21 protein-coding genes and 1 pseudogene are annotated in these 21,347 nt (G+C 62.6%); 18 read left to right on the forward strand and 4 right to left on the reverse strand.

Annotation, left to right across the window (positions count from 1 at the left end; translation table 11 throughout):
• Positions 1 to 130: 130 nt before the first annotated feature.
• The 3 genes from NKG95_RS14635 to NKG95_RS14645 form a co-directional block, all read right to left on the reverse strand.
• Complete coding sequence (locus NKG95_RS14635; protein ID WP_353041245.1) at positions 131 to 778, reverse strand: dihydrofolate reductase family protein; 648 nt, start codon at positions 776 to 778, stop codon at positions 131 to 133.
• A gap of 399 nt (positions 779 to 1,177) precedes the next feature.
• The gene (hemB, locus tag NKG95_RS14640; RefSeq protein WP_353041247.1) at positions 1,178 to 2,209 is read right to left on the reverse strand and encodes a porphobilinogen synthase; all 1,032 of its coding nucleotides are present in this window, start codon (positions 2,207 to 2,209) and stop codon (positions 1,178 to 1,180) included.
• A gap of 82 nt (positions 2,210 to 2,291) precedes the next feature.
• A complete protein-coding gene (locus tag NKG95_RS14645; protein ID WP_353041249.1) occupies positions 2,292 to 3,113 on the reverse strand; it encodes a DUF2066 domain-containing protein in 822 nt (273 codons plus the stop codon).
• Positions 3,114 to 3,308: 195 nt separating this feature from the next.
• Here NKG95_RS14645 and NKG95_RS14650 point away from each other — a divergent pair, with 195 nt between their 5' ends.
• The 16 genes from NKG95_RS14650 (at position 3,309) to NKG95_RS14725 (ending at position 18,099) form a co-directional block, all read left to right on the forward strand.
• Complete coding sequence (locus NKG95_RS14650; protein WP_353041250.1) at positions 3,309 to 4,352, forward strand: enoyl-CoA hydratase/isomerase family protein; 1,044 nt, start codon at positions 3,309 to 3,311, stop codon at positions 4,350 to 4,352.
• Complete coding sequence (locus tag NKG95_RS14655; protein WP_023717270.1) at positions 4,349 to 4,771, forward strand: DUF6163 family protein; 423 nt, start codon at positions 4,349 to 4,351, stop codon at positions 4,769 to 4,771. The genes NKG95_RS14650 and NKG95_RS14655 overlap by 4 nt, the downstream gene beginning before the upstream one ends.
• 203 nt (positions 4,772 to 4,974) lie before the next feature.
• The gene (gene ldtR, locus NKG95_RS14660; protein ID WP_353041251.1) at positions 4,975 to 5,490 is read left to right on the forward strand and encodes a transcriptional regulator LdtR; all 516 of its coding nucleotides are present in this window, start codon (positions 4,975 to 4,977) and stop codon (positions 5,488 to 5,490) included.
• Positions 5,491 to 5,828: 338 nt separating this feature from the next.
• On the forward strand, positions 5,829 to 7,082 hold the full coding sequence (locus tag NKG95_RS14665) for a L,D-transpeptidase family protein (protein WP_023717271.1): 1,254 nt from the start codon (positions 5,829 to 5,831) through the stop codon (positions 7,080 to 7,082).
• 302 nt (positions 7,083 to 7,384) lie between these two features.
• On the forward strand, positions 7,385 to 8,698 hold the full coding sequence (gene glyA, locus NKG95_RS14670) for a serine hydroxymethyltransferase (RefSeq protein WP_353041253.1): 1,314 nt from the start codon (positions 7,385 to 7,387) through the stop codon (positions 8,696 to 8,698).
• A gap of 69 nt (positions 8,699 to 8,767) precedes the next feature.
• The gene (locus NKG95_RS14675) at positions 8,768 to 9,349 is read left to right on the forward strand and encodes an invasion associated locus B family protein (RefSeq protein WP_502897822.1); all 582 of its coding nucleotides are present in this window, start codon (positions 8,768 to 8,770) and stop codon (positions 9,347 to 9,349) included.
• A gap of 153 nt (positions 9,350 to 9,502) precedes the next feature.
• Positions 9,503 to 10,012, forward strand: coding sequence for a transcriptional regulator NrdR (gene nrdR, locus NKG95_RS14680; protein ID WP_352481231.1), 510 nt, complete (start codon positions 9,503 to 9,505; stop codon positions 10,010 to 10,012).
• 2 nt (positions 10,013 to 10,014) lie between these two features.
• Positions 10,015 to 11,145 (forward strand): bifunctional diaminohydroxyphosphoribosylaminopyrimidine deaminase/5-amino-6-(5-phosphoribosylamino)uracil reductase RibD, encoded by a 1,131-nt coding sequence (gene ribD, locus NKG95_RS14685; RefSeq protein ID WP_352640061.1) that lies wholly within the window; start codon positions 10,015 to 10,017, stop codon positions 11,143 to 11,145.
• 30 nt (positions 11,146 to 11,175) lie between these two features.
• Positions 11,176 to 11,793 (forward strand): riboflavin synthase, encoded by a 618-nt coding sequence (locus tag NKG95_RS14690; RefSeq protein WP_352449304.1) that lies wholly within the window; start codon positions 11,176 to 11,178, stop codon positions 11,791 to 11,793.
• Positions 11,794 to 11,923: 130 nt separating this feature from the next.
• Positions 11,924 to 12,418, forward strand: a complete 495-nt coding sequence (ribH, locus tag NKG95_RS14695) for a 6,7-dimethyl-8-ribityllumazine synthase (RefSeq protein WP_353041254.1) — start codon at positions 11,924 to 11,926, stop codon at positions 12,416 to 12,418.
• Positions 12,415 to 12,915 (forward strand): transcription antitermination factor NusB, encoded by a 501-nt coding sequence (gene nusB / locus NKG95_RS14700; RefSeq protein ID WP_023717279.1) that lies wholly within the window; start codon positions 12,415 to 12,417, stop codon positions 12,913 to 12,915. Before ribH ends, nusB begins: the two co-directional genes overlap by 4 nt.
• A complete protein-coding gene (locus NKG95_RS14705; RefSeq protein ID WP_023717280.1) occupies positions 12,912 to 14,129 on the forward strand; it encodes an MFS transporter in 1,218 nt (405 codons plus the stop codon). Before nusB ends, NKG95_RS14705 begins: the two co-directional genes overlap by 4 nt.
• A 159-nt stretch (positions 14,130 to 14,288) precedes the next feature.
• Positions 14,289 to 15,200, forward strand: a complete 912-nt coding sequence (osmF, locus tag NKG95_RS14710) for a glycine betaine ABC transporter substrate-binding protein OsmF (RefSeq protein WP_352481230.1) — start codon at positions 14,289 to 14,291, stop codon at positions 15,198 to 15,200.
• A 42-nt stretch (positions 15,201 to 15,242) separates the two neighbouring features.
• Positions 15,243 to 16,409 carry an ABC transporter permease gene (locus NKG95_RS14715; protein WP_352857192.1) on the forward strand — a complete coding sequence of 389 codons (1,167 nt, stop codon included), beginning with the start codon at positions 15,243 to 15,245 and terminating at the stop codon, positions 16,407 to 16,409.
• A gap of 5 nt (positions 16,410 to 16,414) precedes the next feature.
• Positions 16,415 to 17,353, forward strand: a complete 939-nt coding sequence (locus tag NKG95_RS14720) for an ABC transporter ATP-binding protein (protein WP_352481228.1) — start codon at positions 16,415 to 16,417, stop codon at positions 17,351 to 17,353.
• Complete coding sequence (locus NKG95_RS14725) at positions 17,350 to 18,099, forward strand: ABC transporter permease (protein WP_023717283.1); 750 nt, start codon at positions 17,350 to 17,352, stop codon at positions 18,097 to 18,099. Before NKG95_RS14720 ends, NKG95_RS14725 begins: the two co-directional genes overlap by 4 nt.
• A gap of 25 nt (positions 18,100 to 18,124) precedes the next feature.
• Here NKG95_RS14725 and NKG95_RS14730 read toward each other — a convergent pair whose 3' ends face one another.
• A complete protein-coding gene (locus NKG95_RS14730; protein WP_353041256.1) occupies positions 18,125 to 18,358 on the reverse strand; it encodes a hypothetical protein in 234 nt (77 codons plus the stop codon).
• 79 nt (positions 18,359 to 18,437) lie between these two features.
• On the opposite strand from NKG95_RS14730, the pseudogene NKG95_RS14735 reads away from it, so the two are divergent.
• Positions 18,438 to 18,930, forward strand: a pseudogene (locus NKG95_RS14735) (DUF2165 family protein).
• A 253-nt stretch (positions 18,931 to 19,183) separates the two neighbouring features.
• A complete protein-coding gene (locus tag NKG95_RS14740; RefSeq protein WP_023717286.1) occupies positions 19,184 to 21,325 on the forward strand; it encodes a sodium-translocating pyrophosphatase in 2,142 nt (713 codons plus the stop codon).
• Positions 21,326 to 21,347: the final 22 nt, after the last annotated feature.

Consider the following 21,347-nt stretch of genomic DNA (forward strand, 5'->3'; position numbering starts at 1 on the left):
GCGTAATCTTTGATCGCTTGCGCCGCCCCTCATTGCCCTGCCGGGCATTTCTCCCCGTATAGTGACGGGGAGAAAGGGGCTGCACCAAAGGGTTCGCCAATAGCGCAGACAAAAACGCCCACGCTACTTCCTAATCGCGCTCGATGATGACATGCGTGGCCTTCGGCGTCGCGACCTGCTCGCTGCAGCGGTAGCCGAGCTTGGGCATGTCGATGCCGGCAAAAAGGCTCTCGCCGGCGCCTAGCAGGACAGGTGAGATCGCCAGATGCATCTCGTCGATGAGCTTTTCCTTGAGATATTGCCGGATCGTAGAAACGCCACCGCCCAGCCGTACATCCTTGCCGTCAGCCACTGCTTTCGCCTTCTCCAGCGCTGAGTGGATGCCGTCGGTCACGAAATAGAAGGTCGTGCCGCCCTCCATGACAATGGGATCCCGCGGATGGTGCGTCAGCACGAAGACTGGCACGTGGTATGGCGGATTGTCTCCCCACCAGCCTTTCCAGCTCTCGTCAGGCCACTCGCCGCGGATCGGCCCGAACATGTTGCGGCCGAGGATCCATGCGCCGACATTCTCGAAGCTGCGCGCCGCGAACGTCTCGTCAGTGTCCGTGGTCCCGCCATCCTTGCCGAGGACCATCTTTCGGAAGGTGCGGGTGCCGAACATCCATTCGTGCAGGGCTTCGCCGCCAACACCCAGCGGGTTCTTGAGGTCTTGGTCGGGACCGGCGCCGAAGCCGTCGATCGACAGGGTGAAAGCCTTGACGCGAAGTTTGGACATGAGAGCCTCCTCGATAACCAATTGTGCGATGCAGCAGTTATCGGGTTAGCTTAACTGATTGCATTTTGCAAGCGGTTTTTTGAATCGCCGGGGCAATCGCTTCCAAATCATGTTGGGATGACCAATCTCAATGTTGGCGCCGTCCCTCATCCGCCTGCCGGCACCTTCTCCCCGTATAGTGACGGGGCGAAGGGGCTGGCCGCAACCTCGGCGATGTTTTTGCAACGCTGGAGATTGGCGAAATCTTTTGCGAACGCGTCTTTCTCCCCGTCACTATACGAGGAGAAATGCCCGGCAGGGCAATGAGGGGCAGCGCAAACCTGAAGCGATTGCCCTGCGGTGGCCATGTCGCGCTTTGGACGAAGGAACGTTACTCGATGTGGGCGCTACGGAGGCGCATCACCCCTTCAGCATCTCAGCCACTTCCGGCGCGAAATAGGTCAGGATGCCGTCGCAGCCGGCGCGCTTGAAGGCCAGCAGCGATTCAAGCATCGCCTTTTCCCCGTCGATCCAGCCATTGGCGGCGGCGGCCTTGATCATCGAATATTCGCCCGACACTTGATAGGCGAAGGTCGGCATCTGCAACTCGTCCTTCAGCCGGCGGATGATGTCGAGATAGGGCAGGCCGGGCTTGACCATCAGCATGTCGGCGCCCTCGGCGAGATCCTGCTCGGCCTCGCGCACCGCTTCGTCGGAATTGGCGTGATCGATGTAATAGGTCTTCTTGTCGCCCTTGAGCAGGCCGGCGGTGCCGACCGCCTCACGATAGGGGCCGTAAAAGGCGGATGCGAACTTGGTCGCATAGGACATGATCGCTACATCCTGAAACCCATTGGCGTCCAGCGCATCGCGGATGGCACCGATCCGGCCGTCCATCATGTCCGAGGGGGCAATGATGTCGGCCCCTGCCGCCGCCTGGATGACGGCTGCTGCCGTCACCTGCTCCACCGTTTCATCATTGACGATAATGCCGTCGCGCAAGATGCCGTCATGGCCATGCGAGGTGAACGGGTCCAGCGCGGCGTCGGTGATGATGCCGATCTCCGGGACCGCGTGCTTGATGGCGCGGGTGGCACGGTTGATGATGTTTTCCGGATCGAGGATGTGCGAACCGGTCTGGTCCCGCAGGCCGAGCTCGACATTGGGGAAAGTGGCGATCGCCGGAATGCCAAGCTTAGCCGCGCGCTCAGCCTCCTTGACGGCGAGGTCGAGCGACAGGCGGAAGACGCCGGGCATGGCGGCGATCGGTTCGCGCACTTGTCTGCCGTCGACGACGAAGATCGGCCAGATCAGATCGTCGACCGAGAGCCGGTTCTCCTGGACAAGGCGGCGCGACCAATCGGCCTTGCGCATGCGCCGCAGCCGCCGGCTGCCGGTGATCTCGTCGACGCTGCGCGCGCCGGCAGGCTTTGCAGGGGTGAATTTGTTCATCGCCAAAACTCCGGATCGGGCGGCTTTTACCACGAGCCTCCGCTGCTGACCAATGCGACACGATTGTGCCAGCGCTCCGGCGCTATTCTGGTTGGCCATTGCCTGACAGGATCTGCGCAGCACCCCGCATGGCGACGCGGAATGCCTCGTCGAAGTTGACGCCGCGCACTTGCCATTTATAGGCCTTGCCGTTCATGGCAAGCCGCCAATCGGCGATCCAGCCCAACTCCTTGTCGCTCCAGACCAGGCTGCCGGCCAAGAGCTCCTCGTTGCCGACAGTTCCCGCCAGCAATTCGGGTGAGAGCGCACGCACCTGTTCGAAAATCGCCCCCGCTTTTACGAGAGCGGCCTTGCTTGGAATGACGATCTTCATCGCCAACGGTCCGGCTGCCGATTGAAAGGACTCTGCCATATAGGGGCTTTCGTCTCCGTCGCTCGCCAAGACAAAATGCTGGCGTGCATCTTGCACAGCCAGCAGTACCGAGATGATCGGCCGCTCGCCGAGCCATGGCTTGCTGCCGAGCTCAGCAAGCACTTTATCGATCACCGGCGGCGTGTACTGGCAAGTGAGATCGTGCGGCCGATCGTACGTGCCTTGATCATCATGGTTGGGGATACCTTCCATGCGATCGCGGTAGCGGAAGCTGCTGACGAAGCTGCCGGCCTTGTCGCGCAGTGCCGTCATCTGAGGTTTCGCCGGCAGGCGCTGGTCGCCGGATACCCGCACCAGCACTTTGTCGAGGCAGACCTTGAAGCCGGCCTGACGGTGTTCTTCTCCCTGGCCATTGACGATGGTTTGCGACTGGTAGAGTTCGGCGAGGCTTGTCGCCAAGGCCGGATGGCCAGCCAGGCAGGTGCCGATCAACCCGATTGCCATCAGCGCAGGGCGCGAAAATCGAATCATAGACGACGTCCCGTCGGTGCCGCGTTGCTACGCGCCTGCCATGACTTTTTCGTCATTGCTGCCTCTAGCCATCGATTGTTAGCACCGGCTGCCGGTCCGGGCCAGAGGCCGCGCTGGCGTGCCCGCCATTGACGCGGCCATGCGCCACGCTTTAGCACTTCACTCCCGGCGGGCGCGGGGAGGGATTCTCTGGCGATGGATTTTGGCGGAGGCGACGAGATTCGCTTCGAAAGATTGGGCAGGGCCGGCTTCGTCACGCTGACGCGGCCGCAGGCGCTCAATGCCGTAACCCACCGCATGGTCAAAGCGCTGGACAAGGCGCTGCGCAGCTGGGAGCGTGACGACGGCGTTGACGTCGTTGTCGTCAAGGCCGAGGGCAGGGCGTTTTCGGCAGGCGGCGACATCCTTCATATCTACGAGGCCGGCCGGGCAGGAAAGCCTCCGGTCGATTTCTTCGCCGACGAATACCGGCTGAACGCCCGTATCGCCCGTTTCAAAAAACCCTATGTCGCGCTGATCGACGGCATCGTCATGGGCGGCGGCGTCGGCATCTCCTTCCATGGCTCGCAGCGGGTGCTGACCGAGAACGCCCAGTTCGCCATGCCCGAGGTCGGCATTGGCTTTTTCCCGGATGTCGGCGCCAGCCATCTGTTGCCGGATCTCGGCGGCAGCTTCGGCATGTATCTGGCGCTGACCGGCAACCGCATCCGCCATGGCGATGCTTTGTGGTCGGGCCTGGCCACGCATACGATCAGGGCGGAGGATCAAGCTGGCTTTCTCGACCGGCTGACGGCAAGCGGCGACCCGGAATCGGTGCTGCGCGGCTGCTTCGTCCCAGCCAAACGCGAGACCGACAGGCCGACGCTCGAAGTCATCGCCAGGCATTTCGCGCAGCCGTCGCTGGCCGATATCGTCGCCAGCCTGGAGCGGGCAGCCACTGCCGACGAGTTCGCGGCAAAGACGCTGGCCACCATCCGCACCCGGTCGCCGACCAGCCTGCATGTCGCCTGGCGCCAGATCAGAGCCGGGCAGACGTTGTCGATGGACGAGTGCATGAAAATGGAGTTCCGTATCCTCAACCGCATGCTTGCCGGGCACGACTTCTATGAAGGCATCCGTGCTGCCATCATCGACAAGGGCTCGACGCCGCAATGGCGGCCGGCAGGCATCGATAAGGTCAGCGCCGTCGACGTCGATGCCTATTTCGCACCGCTCGGCGAACGGGAACTGAAGTTGTGAGCGAGGCCGCCTCGAGACGCGTGGTGCTGCAGCCCTCGACGGTCGAGGTCATCTTCGCCTGGTTCCAGCGCGTCATCGCCGGCTACTGCCTGCTGTTCGGCATCTTGTACTGGATCCGGCTGATCGGCTTTTACCCCGGCCCCTTATGGCGCTTCGACCTGATGCCGGTGCACTGGCAGGTGGCGGCGGTGGTGCTGGCGGTGTTTTTTCCATTCGCCGCCGCCGGCCTGTGGATGCTGGCGTCCTGGGGGCCGGTGATCTGGTTCATCTGCGCGGTGACCGAGACGGTCATGTATGCCGGCTTCCCCGAGCTGTTCGGCCACCGGCTGCTGATCGTCGCCTCGCATCTTGCGGTGGCGCTGCTCTACATCGTATTCCGCGTGGTGATCTGGATCCAGAAGCGGCAGGCCCGGCGATAGCAATTCCGGTCAAGGATCGGTGGCTAAATCTTTAGGTTAATTATCCTTGCTCGGGTGACCGTCCGTTAAGCCTCTTTCGAAACCCCTTACCGGTAAGCTCTTGTTAGCCTTGGCGTTTAAGTCGAATTTTATGAGTATTCGATAGTGTCGCGATCAAGGTGAAGAACAAAAAATCACCGGGCGACAAACGAGAGGCAAAGACAATGATCAATTCGCGTCCGGCGGCGAAGACCGCCAACGTATCCGATGACCGCCGCGAGGCGATCCGTTCGCTGTACATGGAATCGCTGCAGCTGGTCGAGCGGCTGCACCGCCGTCTGCTTGACGTGATCAAGGACGAATTCGACCGCAACGGCCGCTCCGACATCAACGCCATCCAGGCGCTGCTCCTGTTCAACATCGGCAATTCGGAGCTGACGGCCGGCGAGCTGCGCTCGCGCGGCTATTATCTCGGCTCGAATGTCTCCTACAATCTGAAGAAGCTGGTCGATCTCGGCTTCATCAACCACCAGCGCTCGCGCATCGACCGCCGTTCGGTGCGGGTTTCGCTGACGCCGAAGGGCAATGAGGTGGCGGAGGTCGTCGCCGGCCTATACGAGCGCCATGTCGGCACGATCGAGCAGGTCGGCGGCATCAACACCGAAGAGTTCAAGCAGATGAATCGCGCCCTCCAGCGGCTGGACCGGTTCTGGAACGATACCATCGCTTACCGGATGTAGTCGCACCCGCCGCATAAAAATCCGAAGCTGGACCACGGGAGCGCTGCCGCGGAGCGGACCAAAGGCCGGTGCCGAAAAGCACCGGTCTTTCCGTTTCGTCAGGCCGGCCGATCCAAATTCGAGCAACAGCCACGTTGCCGCCATATTCCAGTGGAACCGAAGATGCGGGTGATGCTGGGGCCAAAGCCGTGCATTTGTCCTGTGCTCAAATCACTTCCCATGTGTTTTTACACCGAAGTGATGCGGGCCATGGTTGGCTAATTGTTAAGAAGCCAACTCTAGAGTGCGGGCGAGACCGCCCGGTAGGTTGAATTGTAGCAAGAATGTCTGGACCGTCCATGAGAACCAGCCGCCGTTTCTTCCTTTCAGGAGCCTCCGCGCTCGCAGCCGCTATGGTCGCCGGCCGTGCCAGTGCGCAGGATGTGATCGGAGATATCCTGAAATCCTCGGCCCGCGGCAATTGGGACGACCAGTTCGACGCCCGCCCCAGCCAGGGCGGCAAGGTGGCCTCGACGCTGCCGATCTTCAGCCTGCAGACCGTTTCGTTTACCGAGCAGGCGGTCGCGCAATACCAGAACATTGTCGCCCAGGGCGGCTGGGAGCCGGTTCCCGACACCAAGAAATTGCAGCTCGGCGTCGACGATCCCGACGTGGTCCCGCTGCGCAAGCGTCTGATGATTGCGGGCGATCTGGCGCAGAGCGCCGGCATTTCGACAGCCTTCGATTCCTACGTCGACTCCGCGGTCAAGCGCTTCCAGGCGCGCCATGGCCTGCCTGCCGACGGGACGCTGGGCCAATATTCTTATGCCGCGATGAATGTTTCGGCGCCAATTCGGCTCGGCCAGTTGCAGACCAATCTGCAGCGGCTGCGCGAGCGCGCCGGCACGCTGGGCAACCGTTACGTGCTGGTCGACATCCCGGGCGCCCAGATCGAAGCCGTTGAGAACGATCGCGTCGTGCTGCGCCATACCGCAATCGTCGGCAAAATCGACCGGCAGACGCCGATCGTCAATTCCAAGATCAACGAGATCATCGTCAATCCCTACTGGAACGCGCCGGTCTCGATCGTGCGCAAGGACATCATTCCGCTGATGCGGAAGGACCCCAACTATCTCAAGGACAGCCACATCCGTCTGTTCGCGCCGGATGGCAGCGAGGTTGATCCGCTGACCGTCGACTGGTCGACCGACGACGCCGAGAAGTACCGCTTCCGCCAGGATCCGGGCGCTGGCAACGCCATGGCCTCGGTCAAGATCAATTTCCCCAGCCCGGACGGCGTCTACATGCACGACACGCCGCAGCAGAGCCTGTTCGGCAAGATGATGCGCTTCGATTCATCGGGCTGCGTGCGCGTCCAGAATGTGCGCGATCTCGTCACCTGGATTCTTCGCGATACGCCGGGTTGGAACCGTCAGCACTTCGAGGCAGCGATCAAGAGTGGCGAGAACGTCCCGGTGCAGGTCACCAATCCGGTGGCGGTCTATTTTCTCTACATCTCGGCCTGGTCGACGGGGCCGGGCGTGGTGCAGTTCCGCGACGACATTTACGGCCTCGACGGGGCCAACGAGCTGCAGATCACATCCGCGCTCTAAACAGCTGAGTTCATTTGCAAAAGGCCGCCGGAAGGGCGGCCTTTTTTATTGTCGCCGTCGCGCTCTGAGCTTTGCGCATGATTCCGAAAATCAGTTCGCCACGGACCATATGCAAACCACGCGGCGCTGTTCACCGAGATCACGCTCACCGAGGCCCTGCTGAAGGGTCGGCAGGCAAGGAAATAGAGGCCGCCAGTCTCTCTGGCGCAATCCGGCCAGCAAATTTCGCGCAGCAAACGTGGCGGGCCGAAAGCAACTGTGTTAATGGCGCGACAGACCCCGAACCTTGAGGATTTCAGCCCATGGCAACAGCAGCGGCAGTGTCGAACAAATTCGAATCCTTCTTCGAAACCACGCTTGCCGATGCCGACCCCGAGATTTTCGGCGCCATCCGCAACGAACTCGGCCGCCAGCGCCATGAGATCGAGCTGATTGCCTCGGAAAACATCGTCTCGCGCGCCGTGCTCGAGGCGCAAGGGTCGATCATGACCAACAAATATGCCGAGGGCTATCCGGGCAAGCGCTACTATGGCGGCTGCCAATTCGTCGATGTCGCCGAGGAACTGGCCATCGAACGCGCGAAAAAGCTGTTCGGCTGCAACTTCGCCAACGTCCAGCCGAATTCCGGCAGCCAGATGAACCAGGCGGTGTTCCTGGCGTTGCTGCAGCCCGGCGACACCTTCATGGGCCTCGACCTCAATTCCGGCGGCCACCTGACGCATGGCTCGCCTGTCAATATGAGCGGCAAATGGTTCAAGGTTGTCTCCTATGGCGTGCGCAGGGAAGATCATCTGCTCGACATGGATGCGATCGAGAAGACCGCCCATGAGACCAAGCCGAAATTGATCCTGGCCGGCGGCACCGCCTATTCACGCGTCTGGGACTGGGAGCGTTTTCGCGAGATCGCCGACTCGATCGGTGCCTATCTGATGGTCGACATGGCCCACATCGCCGGCCTGGTCGCCGGCGGCATGCATCCGTCGCCGCTGCCGCATGCTCATGTGGTGACCACCACGACGCACAAATCGCTGCGTGGGCCGCGCGGTGGCATGATCCTTTGCAATGACGAGGAGATTGCCAAGAAGATGAATTCGGCCGTCTTCCCCGGCCTGCAGGGCGGACCGCTGATGCATGTCATCGCCGCCAAGGCGGTGGCTCTGGGCGAAGCGCTGAACCCGAGCTTCAAGATATATGCGGAGAGCGTCGTCGCAAATGCCAAGGCGCTGGCCTCCAGCCTGCAGGAAACCGGTCTCGACATCGTCTCCGGCGGTACCGACAACCATCTGATGCTGGTCGATCTGCGTCCCAAGAACGCCACCGGCAAGCGCGCCGAAGCTGCCCTTGGCCGCGCTAACATCACCTGCAACAAGAACGGCATCCCCTTCGATCCGGAAAAGCCCTTCGTGACCTCGGGCGTTCGGCTCGGCACGCCGGCCGGCACCACGCGCGGCTTCGGCCAGGCCGAGTTCCGTGAGATCGGCAAGCTGATCGCCGAAGTGCTGGATGGACTGAAAGTCGCCAATTCCGACGAGGGCAATGCTGCCGTCGAGGCAGCCGTGAAGGCCAAGGTAGCGGTATTGACGGATCGTTTTCCGCTTTATCCGTATCTTGGTTGACGCAGGGCGTCGTTCCCCAACTGTGACGGCGCCGATCAACTGGACACGGCGGCATCTCGGAGAGGCTTGATGATGATGCGAATTTTCCGTTTCGCCAGCGTTGGCGCCTTGCTCACCTTAGCCATCTCGCACCAGTCCGGCCTCGCTTTGGCACAGACCGAGCTGACCCCGGCAGCACCCAAGACAGAGACCTTCGGCAGATGGTCCACCACGGTGGACGTGGTCAACACCGGTGAAGATGTGCGCAAGACCTGCGCCGCCTCGACGGTCTTTTTCGACGCAAACGGCACCAGCGGCACCCTTACGCTAGCCATCTCGAATGGCGACGTACTGCCGCCCGAGGGCTATCCGAGCCTCATCATCGCCGTGAGAAACGGTGACTTGCCTAAGGGCGACAACATCCCGGCGGTGTTCCGCGACGTCAACGACAAGATCAAGGCTGGTTTTCATCTTATCGCCGACGGCCAGTGGATAGTGAACAACAAGCCCGAGACAACGCTCGCCATACTGCGTGCCATGCGCCGTACCAGCGCCCTCGATGTCAGCTTCGCCGACAAGCCGGTCGCGACCATATCGATGGACGGCTTCACCAAGGCCTATCGCTATCTCGGCACGTCCTGCGGCTTCCCGACCGGCGACGTCGCTCCCTGATTGGCGTATTGCCGTCCAACTGATTGCCGCTCTCGCAATTTTCCTCGTGCCTCGCTATCTCTGAGGCGCGATCGGTCATCGGCCATACTTTGCCATCGTGGCAAAAACCTCTAAGCCTTTCGCTCCACGAGAATCGCGAACCGAAGGCTCTCCATGCGCTGCCCTTATTGCCAGTCCGAAGATACGCAGGTGAAGGATTCGCGCCCTGCCGAAGACGGCGCGGCGATCCGCAGGCGGCGCGTCTGCCCAGATTGCGGCGGCCGCTTCACCACTTTCGAGCGGGTACAGCTGCGCGACCTCGTCGTGGTGAAGAAGTCGGGACGCAAGGTGCCGTTCGACCGCGACAAGCTGCTGCGTTCGGTCGAGATTGCGGTACGCAAGCGCAACGTCGACCCGGAGCGCATCGACCGCGCGGTGACCGGCATAGTGCGCCAGCTGGAGAGCTCGGGCGAGACCGAGGTCGCCTCCGGCGAAGTCGGCCGGCTGGTCATGGAGGCGCTTAAGTCGCTCGACGATGTCGCCTATGTGCGCTTTGCCTCCGTTTACCGCAATTTCCGCGAGGCCAAGGATTTCCACGACGTGTTGGGCGAGCTCAAAGGCGACGAGCTCAAAAGTGACGAGCCCAGGGGCGGAGAGCTGAAGAGCGAAGAGGACGCCGGCTGAGCATGGCAGGGTCCGAGCGCAGCACGGCGAAGCAAGAGGTCCTCGATCGCCGCTATATGGCGGCAGCCCTCAGGCTGTCGCGCAAAAATGCCGGCCGGACGTCGACCAATCCTTCCGTCGGCACGCTGATCGTACGCGATGACGGCGACGGGCCAATGATCGTCGGCAGCGGCGTCACGGCCGTCGGCGGCCGGCCGCATGCCGAAACCGAGGCGCTGGCCGAGGCCGGTGAGCTGGCGCAAGGCGCCACCGCCTATGTAACGCTGGAGCCTTGCGCCCATCACGGCCGCACGCCGCCTTGCGCCAATGCGCTGGTCAGCGCCGGCGTGGCGCGGGTGGTTGGCGCTGCCAGCGATCCGGACCCGCGTGTTTCCGGCAAGGGCTACGCCATCTTGCGTGCCGCGGGCGTCGAGGTGATGGAAAAAGTGCTGGCGGCCGAGGCCGCGGAGCAGATGGCCGGCTATTTGATTCGATCTCTGAAAAAACGCCCGGAAGTGATTCTGAAGCTTGCGCTTTCGAGCGACAATAAGATCGGCGTGAAAGGCGAGGGGCAGGTCTCCATTACCGGCGATATCGCGCGGCGCGAAGTCTATCTGATGCGCGCCGAAGCGGACGGCATATTGATCGGCATCGGCACCGCGCTGGAGGACGATCCGGCGCTGACGGTGCGGCTGCCGGGACTTGAGAACCGTTCGCCGGCGCGCATCGTGCTCGACCGCCAGATCAGGCTGCCGGAGACCTCGAAGCTGGTTTCCGGCGTCGACCGGGTCCCGCTCTATGTCGCCGCGTGTGCCGAGGCCGATCCACGTCGGCGGGCCGCGCTCGAACGCACCGGAGTGCGCTTCATCGGCACTGAGACGTATGAAGGCGATATTGCGCTGCCGGAACTGCTCGAGGATCTGGCGGCGCTGGGCATGGCGAGCGTGCTGGTCGAGGGCGGCGCCAAGGTGGCCAAGGCGTTCCTCGACGAACAACTCGTCGATCGCATCGTGCTGTTTCAGGGGCCGGATGCGATCGGCGAGGACGGCATTGCATCGCCGATAGATGCCAACCATATCCCGCCGGGATTTCGCAAATTGCGCGACATGCGTTTCGGCGAAGACACATATGCCGAATGGACAAGAGACATTTAGGACCGAACTGATGTTCACTGGGCCAAAGTAATGTTCACTGGAATCGTCACCGATGTCGGCACCGTCGCCGCCGTGAAGCCGCTCAGGGAAGGCGTCGGTTTGCGCATCGACACCGCCTACGATCCGCAGACCATTGCCATTGGCGCTTCAATTTCGTGCGGCGGCGTCTGCCTGACGGTAACGGGATTGCCGGAAGACGGCGCGAACGCACGCTGGTTCGAAGTCGAGGCCTGGGAAGAAGCACTCAGGCTGACGACCGCGATGGGCTGGAAATCCGGCACGCGCATCAACCTGGAGCGGGCGCTGAAGATCGGCGACGAGCTTGGCGGCCATATCGTGTCAGGCCATGTCGACGGAATGGCCGAGATCGTGGCCCGCAAGGAAGAGGGTGACGCCGTTCGCTTTACCCTGGAAGCACCGCGCGAGCTTGCCAAATTCATCGCCCCCAAGGGTTCCGTCGCGCTCGACGGCACTTCGCTCACCGTCAACAAGGTCGAAGGCACCCGCTTCGACGTGCTATTGATCCACCACTCGCTGACGGTCACCACCTGGGGCGAACGCCAGGTCGGCGACCGCGTCAACCTCGAGATCGACACCATGGCCCGCTACGCGGCGCGACTGGTGGAGGCGGCCAAAGAGGGACTTTGAGGTGATCGCCCATAAAGTCCATTCCCTGATGCGGCCGCCACCGGGTTGGCCTTGAACGTTCCTTCAGCAATCTTCCGCTTGCGATCAAACCGGCTTCGGCCTAAGTCACCGGCGATCCCCGGAGACATCTATGGCTGGCACATCCCAACACGGCAAAGCGTTCATCCGTCCGAAGAAGAAGGCCCACCTTCTTGTCATCGAGGCGCGCTTTCACGACGACCTTGCGGACGCGTTGCTCGAAGGCGCGACCAGCGCGCTCGACGAAGCGGGCGCGACATACGATGTCGTCACCGTTCCGGGCTCGCTCGAAATCCCGGCGGTGATTTCCTTCGCGCTCGACGGTGCTTCCGAAGGCGGGACGAGCTATGACGGTTTCGTCGCCCTCGGCACGGCGGTCCGCGGCGACACCTATCATTTCGATATCGTCGCCAATGAATCCAGCCGTGCCCTGATGGACCTGTCCGTGCAGGATTCAGTCTGCATCGGCAATGGCATCCTGACCACCGAAAACGACGAACAGGCCTGGACACGGGCCAGGCGCTCCGAAGGCGACAAGGGCGGCTTTGCGGCGCGTGCGGCGCTGACCATGATCGCCCTAAAGGAACAACTGGGAGAGCGAACGTGAGCGAACCCGCTTCGCCCGGCCAGCCTGCGGTTCGCCATGCCAACAAGCGCGGTGCTGCCCGCCTGGCGGCTGTGCAGGCGCTCTACCAGATGGATGTCGCCGGCAGCGGCGTGTTTGAGATCACCGCCGAATACGAGGCGTTCAGGCTCGGCAAGGAAGTCGACGGCGCGCTCTATCGCGAGGCCGATGCGCAATGGTTTCGCGCCATTCTTGCCGGCGTTGTCGAGCACCAGAAGACCATCGATCCGATTATCCGCCAGGCGCTGACCGAGGACTGGCCGCTGTCGAGGCTCGATTCGACGTTGCGCGCCATATTGCGTGCCGGCGTCTACGAATTGATGAAACGCGAGGACGTGCCGGTGGCGGTCATCGTCTCCGAATATGTCGACATCGCCAAGGCATTTTACGAAGAAGACGAGCCGAAACTGGTCAATGCGGTGCTTGATCGCGTGTCGCGCCGCGTGCGTGGCGAGGGCCGCGGCAAGGACGCCTCATGACTGCTATCGTCGTCGTTGAGGCCGGCAAGGAAGCGCGTCGCACCGCTTTCATCCTCGCAGCCTCGCAGGCGATCATCGGTTCGGCGGCACCCATCGCCATTTCCATGGGCGGACTGGCCGGGCAGTACCTCCTCGAAGCCGACAAGTCGCTGGCAACCGCGCCGATCACCGGCTTCAATGTCGGCGTGGCGCTCGGTTCCCTGCCGGCCGCGGCGATCATCCGCCGGCTCGGCCAGCGCGACGGCTTCATGACCGGCACTGCGGTCACAGCGCTTGGCGGGCTGGTCGCTACGTTGGCGCTGTTTCATGCCAGCTTCTGGCTGTTCGCTTTCGGCCTTGCCGTGATCGGGATCGGCGGTGCCTTTGTCCAGCAATTCCGCTTTGCCGCCGCCGACAATGCTCCGCCTGAATTCAAGGCGCGCGCCATCTCCTTCGTGCTGGCCGGCGGCATCGTCACCGCCATACTTGGGCCGCAGATCGTCATTTTCACCGGCGACCTGTTCTCGCCGGTGAAGTTTGCCGGCTCGTTTGCGTCCATCCTGGTGCTGGCGGCGGTTGGCGCCGCCATCCTCTCTTTATTGCGCATCCCAGCCAAGGCAACCGAGAAGGTGGAAATCGCCGACAGCGACGCCCGGCCGCTCTTAGAAATCGTCACCAGGCCGCGCTTCGTCGCGGCGCTGTTTTGCGCCATCGGCAGCTACGCGCTGATGAGCTTCGTCATGACCGGCGCGCCGCTGGCCATGGTCGGCTGCGGCCTTTCGACCGACGACGCCACGCTCGGCATTTCCTGGCATGTGATGGCGATGTTCGCGCCGAGCTTCTTCACGGGGTCGCTGATTTATCGTTTTGGCGCGGAGCGGATCGTGGCCATCGGCCTGGTGCTGCTCATTGGCTGCGGTATAGTCGCGCTGTCGGGGTTGGCACTGTGGCAGTTCTGGACAACGCTGATCCTGCTCGGCCTCGGCTGGAACTTCAGCTTCATCGGCGCCACCGCCATGGTGGCTGACAGCTACCAGCCATCCGAAAAAGGCAAGGTCCAGGGGTTCCACGATTTCGTCCTGTTCGGCTCCGTCGCCTTCGCCTCGCTGATGTCGGGCGCGGTCTACAATGCCTGGGGCTGGGAGATGCTGAACTGGATGATTTTTCCGGTCGTCGCGCTGTGCTTCGTGGCACTGGGCGTGTTGAAGATGACGGGCTTGCGTGCGGCCAGCTGACGCCACGCTGTCGGGACGAGACAACAGCGGATTCACCCAAATCCGAACAAAATTATTGCGTCCATCACGCTTCTTATGAAACCGTGTACCCCGACGGGGCATCGAAGCCATGCTCATATGCGGCAGCCATATTCCGGTTCACAGCAAGGGATTTGTGATATGTTTTCAATCAAGGTTCTGGCCGGCACCGTGCTGGCGCTCGGCATCACGGTGGCCTCGGCGAGTGCCCAGGTGGTGGTGTCGTCGAAGATCGACACCGAGGGCGGCGTGCTCGGCAACATCATCCAGCTGGTGCTGAACGCCAATAATATCCAGACCACCGACCGCATCCAACTCGGCGGCACGCCTGTGGTACGCAAGGCAATTACGGCCGGCGAGATCGACATCTATCCGGAATACACCGGCAACGCCGCATTCTTCTTCGAGAAGGCCGACGATCCGGTGTGGAAGGATGCCGCTAAGGCCTACGAGACTGCCAAGAAGCTCGATTACGACGCCAACAAGATCGTCTGGCTGTCCCCGTCACCGGCTAACAACACCTGGGCGATCGCCCTGCGTAAGGAGGTCGCCGATACCAACAAGCTCGTCACCCTTTCCGACTTCGGCAAATATGTCTCGGGCGGCGGCAAGGTGGTGCTGGCGGCGTCCGCCGAGTTCGTCAATTCGGCGGCCGCGCTGCCCGCTTTCCAGAAGACCTATGGCTTTACGCTGAAGCCGGACCAGTTGATCACGCTGTCGGGCGGCGATACGGCGGCGACCATTGCCGCTGCGGCCAACCAGACCAACGGCGCCAACGCGGCCATGGTCTACGGCACCGACGGCGGCATCGCGCCCTCCGGCCTCGTCGTGCTTGAGGACGACAAGGGTGTGCAGCCGGTCTACCAGCCGGCGCCGATCATCCGCGAGGCGGTGCTGAAGGAGCACCCGGAAATCGAGACGCTGCTGAAGCCGGTCTTCGCCAAGCTCGATCTCGTCACGCTGCAGGAGTTGAATGGCCGCGTCCAGGTTGGCGGCGAACCGGTCAAGGGCGTCGCCGAAGACTTTTTGAAAAAGAACGGCTTCCTCAAGTAAGGCGATTCCGGCGCGCCGCTTTCGAGGTGCGCGGATCGGCCGATGGGGGAGGGCGTGCGCATCCGGTTTGACAAGCTCGGCGTGGTTATCGCGGCGATATCAGCCTATGCGGCTTTTGCGGCACCATTCGCCACGTTCCGCGCCAATCGCATCGTACCCGGCGAGGCGAGCTCGATCCTCGAATCTTTGCCTGCGGCGGTCGGTCCGCTATTGATGGCGATTGTTGTCGCAGCGGCGCTCATTGCATTGCTGAAAACGCCGCTTGCTCTGCGCCTCGCCGCCAGTGTGGTTGCACTTGCGGCGCTGGCGCTGCTGATCGGCGTTGCCGGCAGCTTCCTGACGCCCGCCGGCAACACCTTCGCCCGTATCTCGCCGGCTTCGGGCTTCTGGCTGTTTATCTTCGCCTTCACGCTTCTGCTCGCCGACGTGCTTACAAGGCTGAACCTGTCGCCGCAGGCACGGGTCGGCGTGCTTGTTGTCGCCGCAGCGGCGATCGGCCTGCTGCTGGTCTCGGGGAGCTGGAACAGCCTGTCGATCCTCAAGGAATATTTCAATCGCGCCGATAGTTTTTGGGCGGAAGGCTCCAAGCACGTGACGCTGGCGCTGGGTTCGCTGGCGGCAGCAGTGATTATCGGCCTGCCGCTCGGCATCCTCTGCCACCGCGTCGAGAAATTGCGGGCCGGCGTGCTCAACGTGCTGAACATCATTCAGACCATTCCTTCGATCGCGCTGTTCGGCCTCTTGATAGCACCGCTCGGCTGGGTCGCTTCGCATGTGCCGGGTGCTGCCGCGCTCGGCATTCGCGGCATCGGCACGGCGCCGGCTTTCGTCGCCCTGTTCCTCTATTCACTGCTGCCGGTGGTGGCCAACACCGTGGTCGGCCTTGCCGGTGTGCCGCGTGCCGCCAACGACGCAGCGCGCGGCATGGGCATGACCGACCGCCAGCGGCTGTTCGGCGTCGAGTTTCCGCTGGCTTTCCCGGTGATCCTCACCGGCATTCGCATCGTGCTGGTGCAGAATATCGGCCTCGCCACCATTGCCGCGCTGATCGGCGGCGGCGGCTTTGGCGTATTCGTATTCCAGGGAGTCGGCCAGACGGCGATGGACCTGGTGCTGCTCGGTGCCGTGCCGACGGTGGCGCTGGCCTTCGCCGCCGCCATCATCCTCGATGCAGTGATCGAAATGAGCGCCAGCAAGCGCAGGGTTTAAACGGCATGATCGAGATCGAAGGCATCACCAAGCGCTACGGCGAGACGACAGTGGTCGACGACGTGTCGATAGTAATCGAGCCGCGCAGCATCGCCGTCATCGTCGGCACCTCCGGCTCCGGCAAGACGACGCTGCTTCGCATGATCAACCGGCTGGTCGAGCCGACATCGGGCGTGATCAAGCTCGACGGCGTCGACAACCGCTCGGTGCCTGATTATGAGCTGCGTCGCAGCATCGGCTATGCCATCCAGGGCCACGGTCTGTTTCCGCATCGCACGGTGGCACAGAACATCGCCACTGTGCCGGTATTGCTCGGCTGGGACGCCAACCGCATCAAAGCCCGCGTCGACGAGCTGATGACGCTATATCAGCTCGACCCGCAAGCCTACGGGCCACGCTATCCGCATGAGCTTTCCGGCGGCCAGCAGCAGCGCGTCGGCGTCGCCCGGGCGCTTGCCGCGGAACCCAACGTGCTGTTGATGGATGAGCCGTTCGGCGCGCTCGATCCAATCATCCGCAACAAGGCGCAGGAGGATCTGCTGGCGATCCAGAAGCGCTTCGGCACCACCATCATCCTAGTCACCCATGACATGGAAGAGGCCGTTCACATGGGCGACAAGATCGCGGTGATGGATGGCGGCAAAGTAGTGCAATATGCCGCGCCGGCCGAGATACTGGCGAAACCGGCCAGCGCGTTTGTCGAGACCCTGGTTGGCGCCAGCGAAAAACCGTTCCGGCTGTTATCGCTTGGCCGGGTGCGCGACGCGGTGGAAAAAGGCACGGCCGAAGGCGAGGCGATCCCCGGTGATGCCAGCCAACGCGACGCGTTGGCCGAACTCCTGTGGTCGGGCCGCCCGGCACTGCCGGTGAAAGATACTGATGGCAAATCGCTTGGCCGCGTCACGGTGGATGGACTGGTTAAACGCGCGGCGAGGCCGGCATGAAAGCCTGGCTTCCATCACTGCTCAGGCTTGCCCTGGTGGTGCTGCTTATTGCCTTCGTCACCAATCCCGGCTGGTTCGAACCGCTGCTGAAGCCGCTGACAGAGAACAACGCGCCGGTAATCTACAATCAGGGCAGCCTTTTGACGTTGACGCTGCTGCATCTGCGGACCGTCCTGATCGCAACGGTTGCCGCGACGATCGTTGCGGTCGCGCTCGCCATTCTGGTCACCAGGCCAGCCGGCGCCGAATTCCTGCCGCTGTCGCGCAGCCTGGTCAATATCGGCCAGACCTTTCCGCCGGTGGCGGTGCTGGCGCTTGCCGTGCCGGCCGTCGGCTTCGGCGAAAAGCCGACGCTGATTGCGTTGTTTCTCTATGGCCTGCTGCCGATCTTCGAGAACGCGCTGACCGGCCTGACGACGCTGCCGGCCAATGTCGTCGAGGCGGCGCGTGGCGCCGGCATGACCGGCTGGCAAAGGCTGGTCAAGGTCGAACTGCCGCTCAGCGCGCCGATCATCCTCGGCGGTATCCGGCTGTCGGTGGTGATCAGCCTCGCCACCGCGACCATCGGCTCGACAGTGGCGGCGAGGACATTGGGCGAGGTGATCATCGCCGGCCTGCTGTCGAACAACCTCGCCTTCATCCTGCAGGGCGGCCTGATCGTCGCCGCCCTTGCCGTGCTGATCTATGACGGGCTGTCGGCGATCGAGCGCTACACGGGCCGGCGCATGGGGCGCGAGGTGGAATAGCCCCTCGGGGCAAAGTTCGCTTCTTTCAACGGCCATTCGAACGCGCCGGATGATCGAGCGTCAGTTCGAGCGTGGTGCCCGTCTCGCTGGCGATCCAGCGGCGGCGGATGATGGCGAAATCGTGCTGTGTGCCGGCTCTAACCACAGAGACTAAGTCGCCCACCGCGCAATAGCTGTCGAGATCGAGAGTTTCGAGAATCGCGGCAATGTCCTGCTTCCCGGCATAATGTCTCGCGACAGTCGTGAGCACTATGATCACTGGTCCCCCCGTTGCGCGATCTTCGGGACTCGGCGATTGATGAGTGCGATGCCCCGATCTTTCAGCAGGAGTTCTTGCCATGACCGCGCGTTTCTCCAAGATCGTCATGTGTTTGTGTCTGGCGGCTTTCGCCTTCCTTGTCGCCTTCGGCAACATCACCGATTACGGCTCAAACTTCGCCTTTGTCCAGCATGTGCTGAGCATGGACACGACCTTTCCCGGCAACGCCCTGATGTACCGCTCGATCACCAACCCGTCGCTGTGGACGGCGGGCTACTGGCTGATCATCATTGGCGAGGCGCTGACCTGCTTGCTCTACCTAGTCGCCGCCTGGCGACTCTGGCAGGCGCGCAACGCCAGCGGACAGGCATTCAACGATGCCAAGAAGTTCGCCATCATAGCCGCCACCATGGGTTTCCTCGTTTGGTATTTCGGCTTCATGGTCGTTGGCGGCGAGTGGTTTGCCATGTGGCAGTCTTCGACATGGAATGGTCAGGAGGAAATTCTACATGACAATGCTGGTGGTGCTGATCTTCGTCGTCCAGCCGGACGGCGACCCGCGCAAAGTTTGACGGCCGTTCGCCGATTTCAATCGATCTAATCGGATGGCAGTGTCGACAGGCGCGCTGCCGTCCAGCCTTTTGGATGAAACCCGCGATCTTTTGAGCGAAAACCGGACAAAAACCGAACAATATCTTGACGTTCCGAGCCCTGTTTCGCATAAGCCGCTGCGAAGGGACGGATTCCGGTTGCGGAAAATTCGTCCCCTGTCTCAACGGCCCGGGGAGGGGTTCTTTTGGGCCACCAATCGAGGAAAATTCGGCAATGACCATACTTTCAGCTGTCATCGCCTGCGGTCTGCTTTCAGTCCTTTACGCCATATGGGCGACACGTTCGGTCCTCGCGGCCGATCAGGGCAATGCACGCATGCAGGAAATTTCCGCGGCCATCCGCGAAGGCGCGCAAGCCTATCTGGCGCGCCAGTACACCACCATCGCCATCGTCGGCGTCGTGGTCCTGCTGCTCGCCTGGTGGCTGCTTTCGATCACCGCCGCCATCGGCTTCCTGATCGGCGCCGTTCTATCGGGCGCCGCTGGCTTCATCGGTATGCACGTCTCGGTGCGCGCCAATGTGCGCACCGCGCAGGCGGCGTCCAACAGCCTCGCTGCCGGCCTCGAGATCGCCTTCAAGTCGGGCGCCATCACTGGCATGCTGGTTGCTGGCCTGGCCCTGCTTGGCGTATCGATCTATTACCTGATCCTCACCCAGTTCATGGGCCTTCAGCCCGATGACCGTGTCGTCATCGACTCGTTGGTTTCGCTTGGCTTCGGCGCCTCGCTGATTTCGATCTTCGCTCGTCTCGGCGGCGGCATCTTCACCAAGGGCGCCGACGTCGGCGGCGATCTCGTCGGCAAGGTTGAAGCCGGCATTCCCGAAGACGATCCACGCAATCCGGCCACCATCGCCGACAATGTCGGCGACAATGTCGGCGATTGCGCCGGCATGGCCGCCGATCTGTTCGAGACCTATGCGGTGACCGTGGTCGCCACCATGGTCCTTGCCGCCATCTTTTTCGGTGGCACCGCCGTTCTCGGCGCGACCATGCTCTATCCGCTGGCCATCTGCGGCGCCTGCATTCTCACCTCGATCGCCGGCACCTTCTTCGTCAAGCTCGGTTCCAGCGGCTCGATCATGGGCGCTCTCTACAAGGGCCTGATCGTCACCGGCCTGCTGTCAATTGTCGGCCTTGCCGTCGCCACTTCGGCATGCATCGGCTGGGGTGAGATCGGCACCGTCGCCGGCATGGCCATCACCGGCACGAACCTGTTCATCTGCGGCCTGGTCGGCCTTGTGGTGACAGGCCTCATCGTGGTGATCACCGAATATTATACCGGCACCAACAAGCGTCCGGTGAACTCCATCGCCCAGGCCTCGGTCACCGGTCACGGCACCAACGTCATCCAGGGCCTGGCGGTCTCGCTCGAAGCGACGGCGTTGCCGGCGATCGTCATCGTCGGCGGCATCATCTCGACATACCAGCTCGCCGGCCTCTACGGCACGGCGATCGCGGTGACGACGATGCTTGGCCTCGCCGGCATGATCGTCGCGCTCGATGCCTTCGGCCCAGTCACCGACAATGCCGGCGGCATTGCCGAAATGGCCGGCCTGCCCAAGGAAGTGCGCCAGTCCACCGACGCGCTCGACGCTGTCGGCAACACCACCAAAGCGGTAACCAAGGGCTACGCCATCGGGTCGGCCGGCCTCGGCGCGCTGGTGCTGTTTGCGGCCTACTCTAACGACCTGAAGTTCTTTGCCGCCAATAGCGACAAATACCCCTACTTCCAGGGCATGGGCGACGTCTCCTTCGACCTCTCCAATCCTTATGTCGTCGCCGGCCTGATCTTCGGCGGCCTGATCCCGTATCTGTTCGGCGGCATCGCCATGACCGCCGTCGGCCGCGCCGCCGGTGCTATCGTCGAGGAGGTGCGCAAGCAGTTCCGCGAGGATCCGGGCATCATGGCCGGCACCTCGAAGCCGAACTATGCGCGCGCCGTCGACCTTCTGACCAAGGCAGCGATCCGGGAGATGATCGTTCCATCACTGCTGCCGGTGCTGGCGCCGCTGGTGGTCTATTTCGGTGTCCTCCTGATCTCCGGTTCGAAGGCATCCGCCTTTGCCGCGCTCGGCGCCTCGCTGCTCGGCGTCATCGTCAACGGCCTTTTCGTTGCCATCTCGATGACCTCCGGCGGCGGTGCCTGGGACAACGCCAAGAAGTCGTTCGAAGATGGTTTCGTCGACAAGGACGGCCTCAAGCACCTCAAGGGCTCCGAAGCACACAAGGCCTCTGTGACCGGCGACACGGTCGGCGATCCCTATAAGGATACTGCTGGGCCGGCGGTCAACCCGGCGATCAAGATCACGAACATCGTCGCGCTGCTGCTATTGGCCGTGCTCGCGCACGGCTAAGCTCGGTCGCCACGGCTCAAGA

Source organism: Mesorhizobium sp. M1423 (assembly GCF_040317575.1).
GTDB lineage: Bacteria > Pseudomonadota > Alphaproteobacteria > Rhizobiales > Rhizobiaceae > Mesorhizobium.

What these genes read in the sequence shown, in the direction of transcription:
- NKG95_RS14635 (WP_353041245.1), bottom strand. Translation starts at nt 778, where the DNA reads ATGTCCAAACTTCGCGTCAAGGCTTTCACCCTGTCGATCGACGGCTTC.
- hemB (WP_353041247.1), bottom strand. Translation starts at nt 2,209, where the DNA reads ATGAACAAATTCACCCCTGCAAAGCCTGCCGGCGCGCGCAGCGTCGAC.
- NKG95_RS14645 (WP_353041249.1), bottom strand. Translation starts at nt 3,113, where the DNA reads ATGATTCGATTTTCGCGCCCTGCGCTGATGGCAATCGGGTTGATCGGC.
- NKG95_RS14650 (WP_353041250.1), top strand. Translation starts at nt 3,309, where the DNA reads ATGGATTTTGGCGGAGGCGACGAGATTCGCTTCGAAAGATTGGGCAGG.
- ldtR (WP_353041251.1), top strand. Translation starts at nt 4,975, where the DNA reads ATGATCAATTCGCGTCCGGCGGCGAAGACCGCCAACGTATCCGATGAC.
- NKG95_RS14665 (WP_023717271.1), top strand. Translation starts at nt 5,829, where the DNA reads ATGAGAACCAGCCGCCGTTTCTTCCTTTCAGGAGCCTCCGCGCTCGCA.
- glyA (WP_353041253.1), top strand. Translation starts at nt 7,385, where the DNA reads ATGGCAACAGCAGCGGCAGTGTCGAACAAATTCGAATCCTTCTTCGAA.
- NKG95_RS14675 (WP_502897822.1), top strand. Translation starts at nt 8,768, where the DNA reads ATGATGATGCGAATTTTCCGTTTCGCCAGCGTTGGCGCCTTGCTCACC.
- nrdR (WP_352481231.1), top strand. Translation starts at nt 9,503, where the DNA reads ATGCGCTGCCCTTATTGCCAGTCCGAAGATACGCAGGTGAAGGATTCG.
- ribD (WP_352640061.1), top strand. Translation starts at nt 10,015, where the DNA reads ATGGCAGGGTCCGAGCGCAGCACGGCGAAGCAAGAGGTCCTCGATCGC.
- NKG95_RS14690 (WP_352449304.1), top strand. Translation starts at nt 11,176, where the DNA reads ATGTTCACTGGAATCGTCACCGATGTCGGCACCGTCGCCGCCGTGAAG.
- ribH (WP_353041254.1), top strand. Translation starts at nt 11,924, where the DNA reads ATGGCTGGCACATCCCAACACGGCAAAGCGTTCATCCGTCCGAAGAAG.
- NKG95_RS14705 (WP_023717280.1), top strand. Translation starts at nt 12,912, where the DNA reads ATGACTGCTATCGTCGTCGTTGAGGCCGGCAAGGAAGCGCGTCGCACC.
- osmF (WP_352481230.1), top strand. Translation starts at nt 14,289, where the DNA reads ATGTTTTCAATCAAGGTTCTGGCCGGCACCGTGCTGGCGCTCGGCATC.
- NKG95_RS14715 (WP_352857192.1), top strand. Translation starts at nt 15,243, where the DNA reads ATGGGGGAGGGCGTGCGCATCCGGTTTGACAAGCTCGGCGTGGTTATC.
- NKG95_RS14720 (WP_352481228.1), top strand. Translation starts at nt 16,415, where the DNA reads ATGATCGAGATCGAAGGCATCACCAAGCGCTACGGCGAGACGACAGTG.
- NKG95_RS14725 (WP_023717283.1), top strand. Translation starts at nt 17,350, where the DNA reads ATGAAAGCCTGGCTTCCATCACTGCTCAGGCTTGCCCTGGTGGTGCTG.
- NKG95_RS14740 (WP_023717286.1), top strand. Translation starts at nt 19,184, where the DNA reads ATGACCATACTTTCAGCTGTCATCGCCTGCGGTCTGCTTTCAGTCCTT.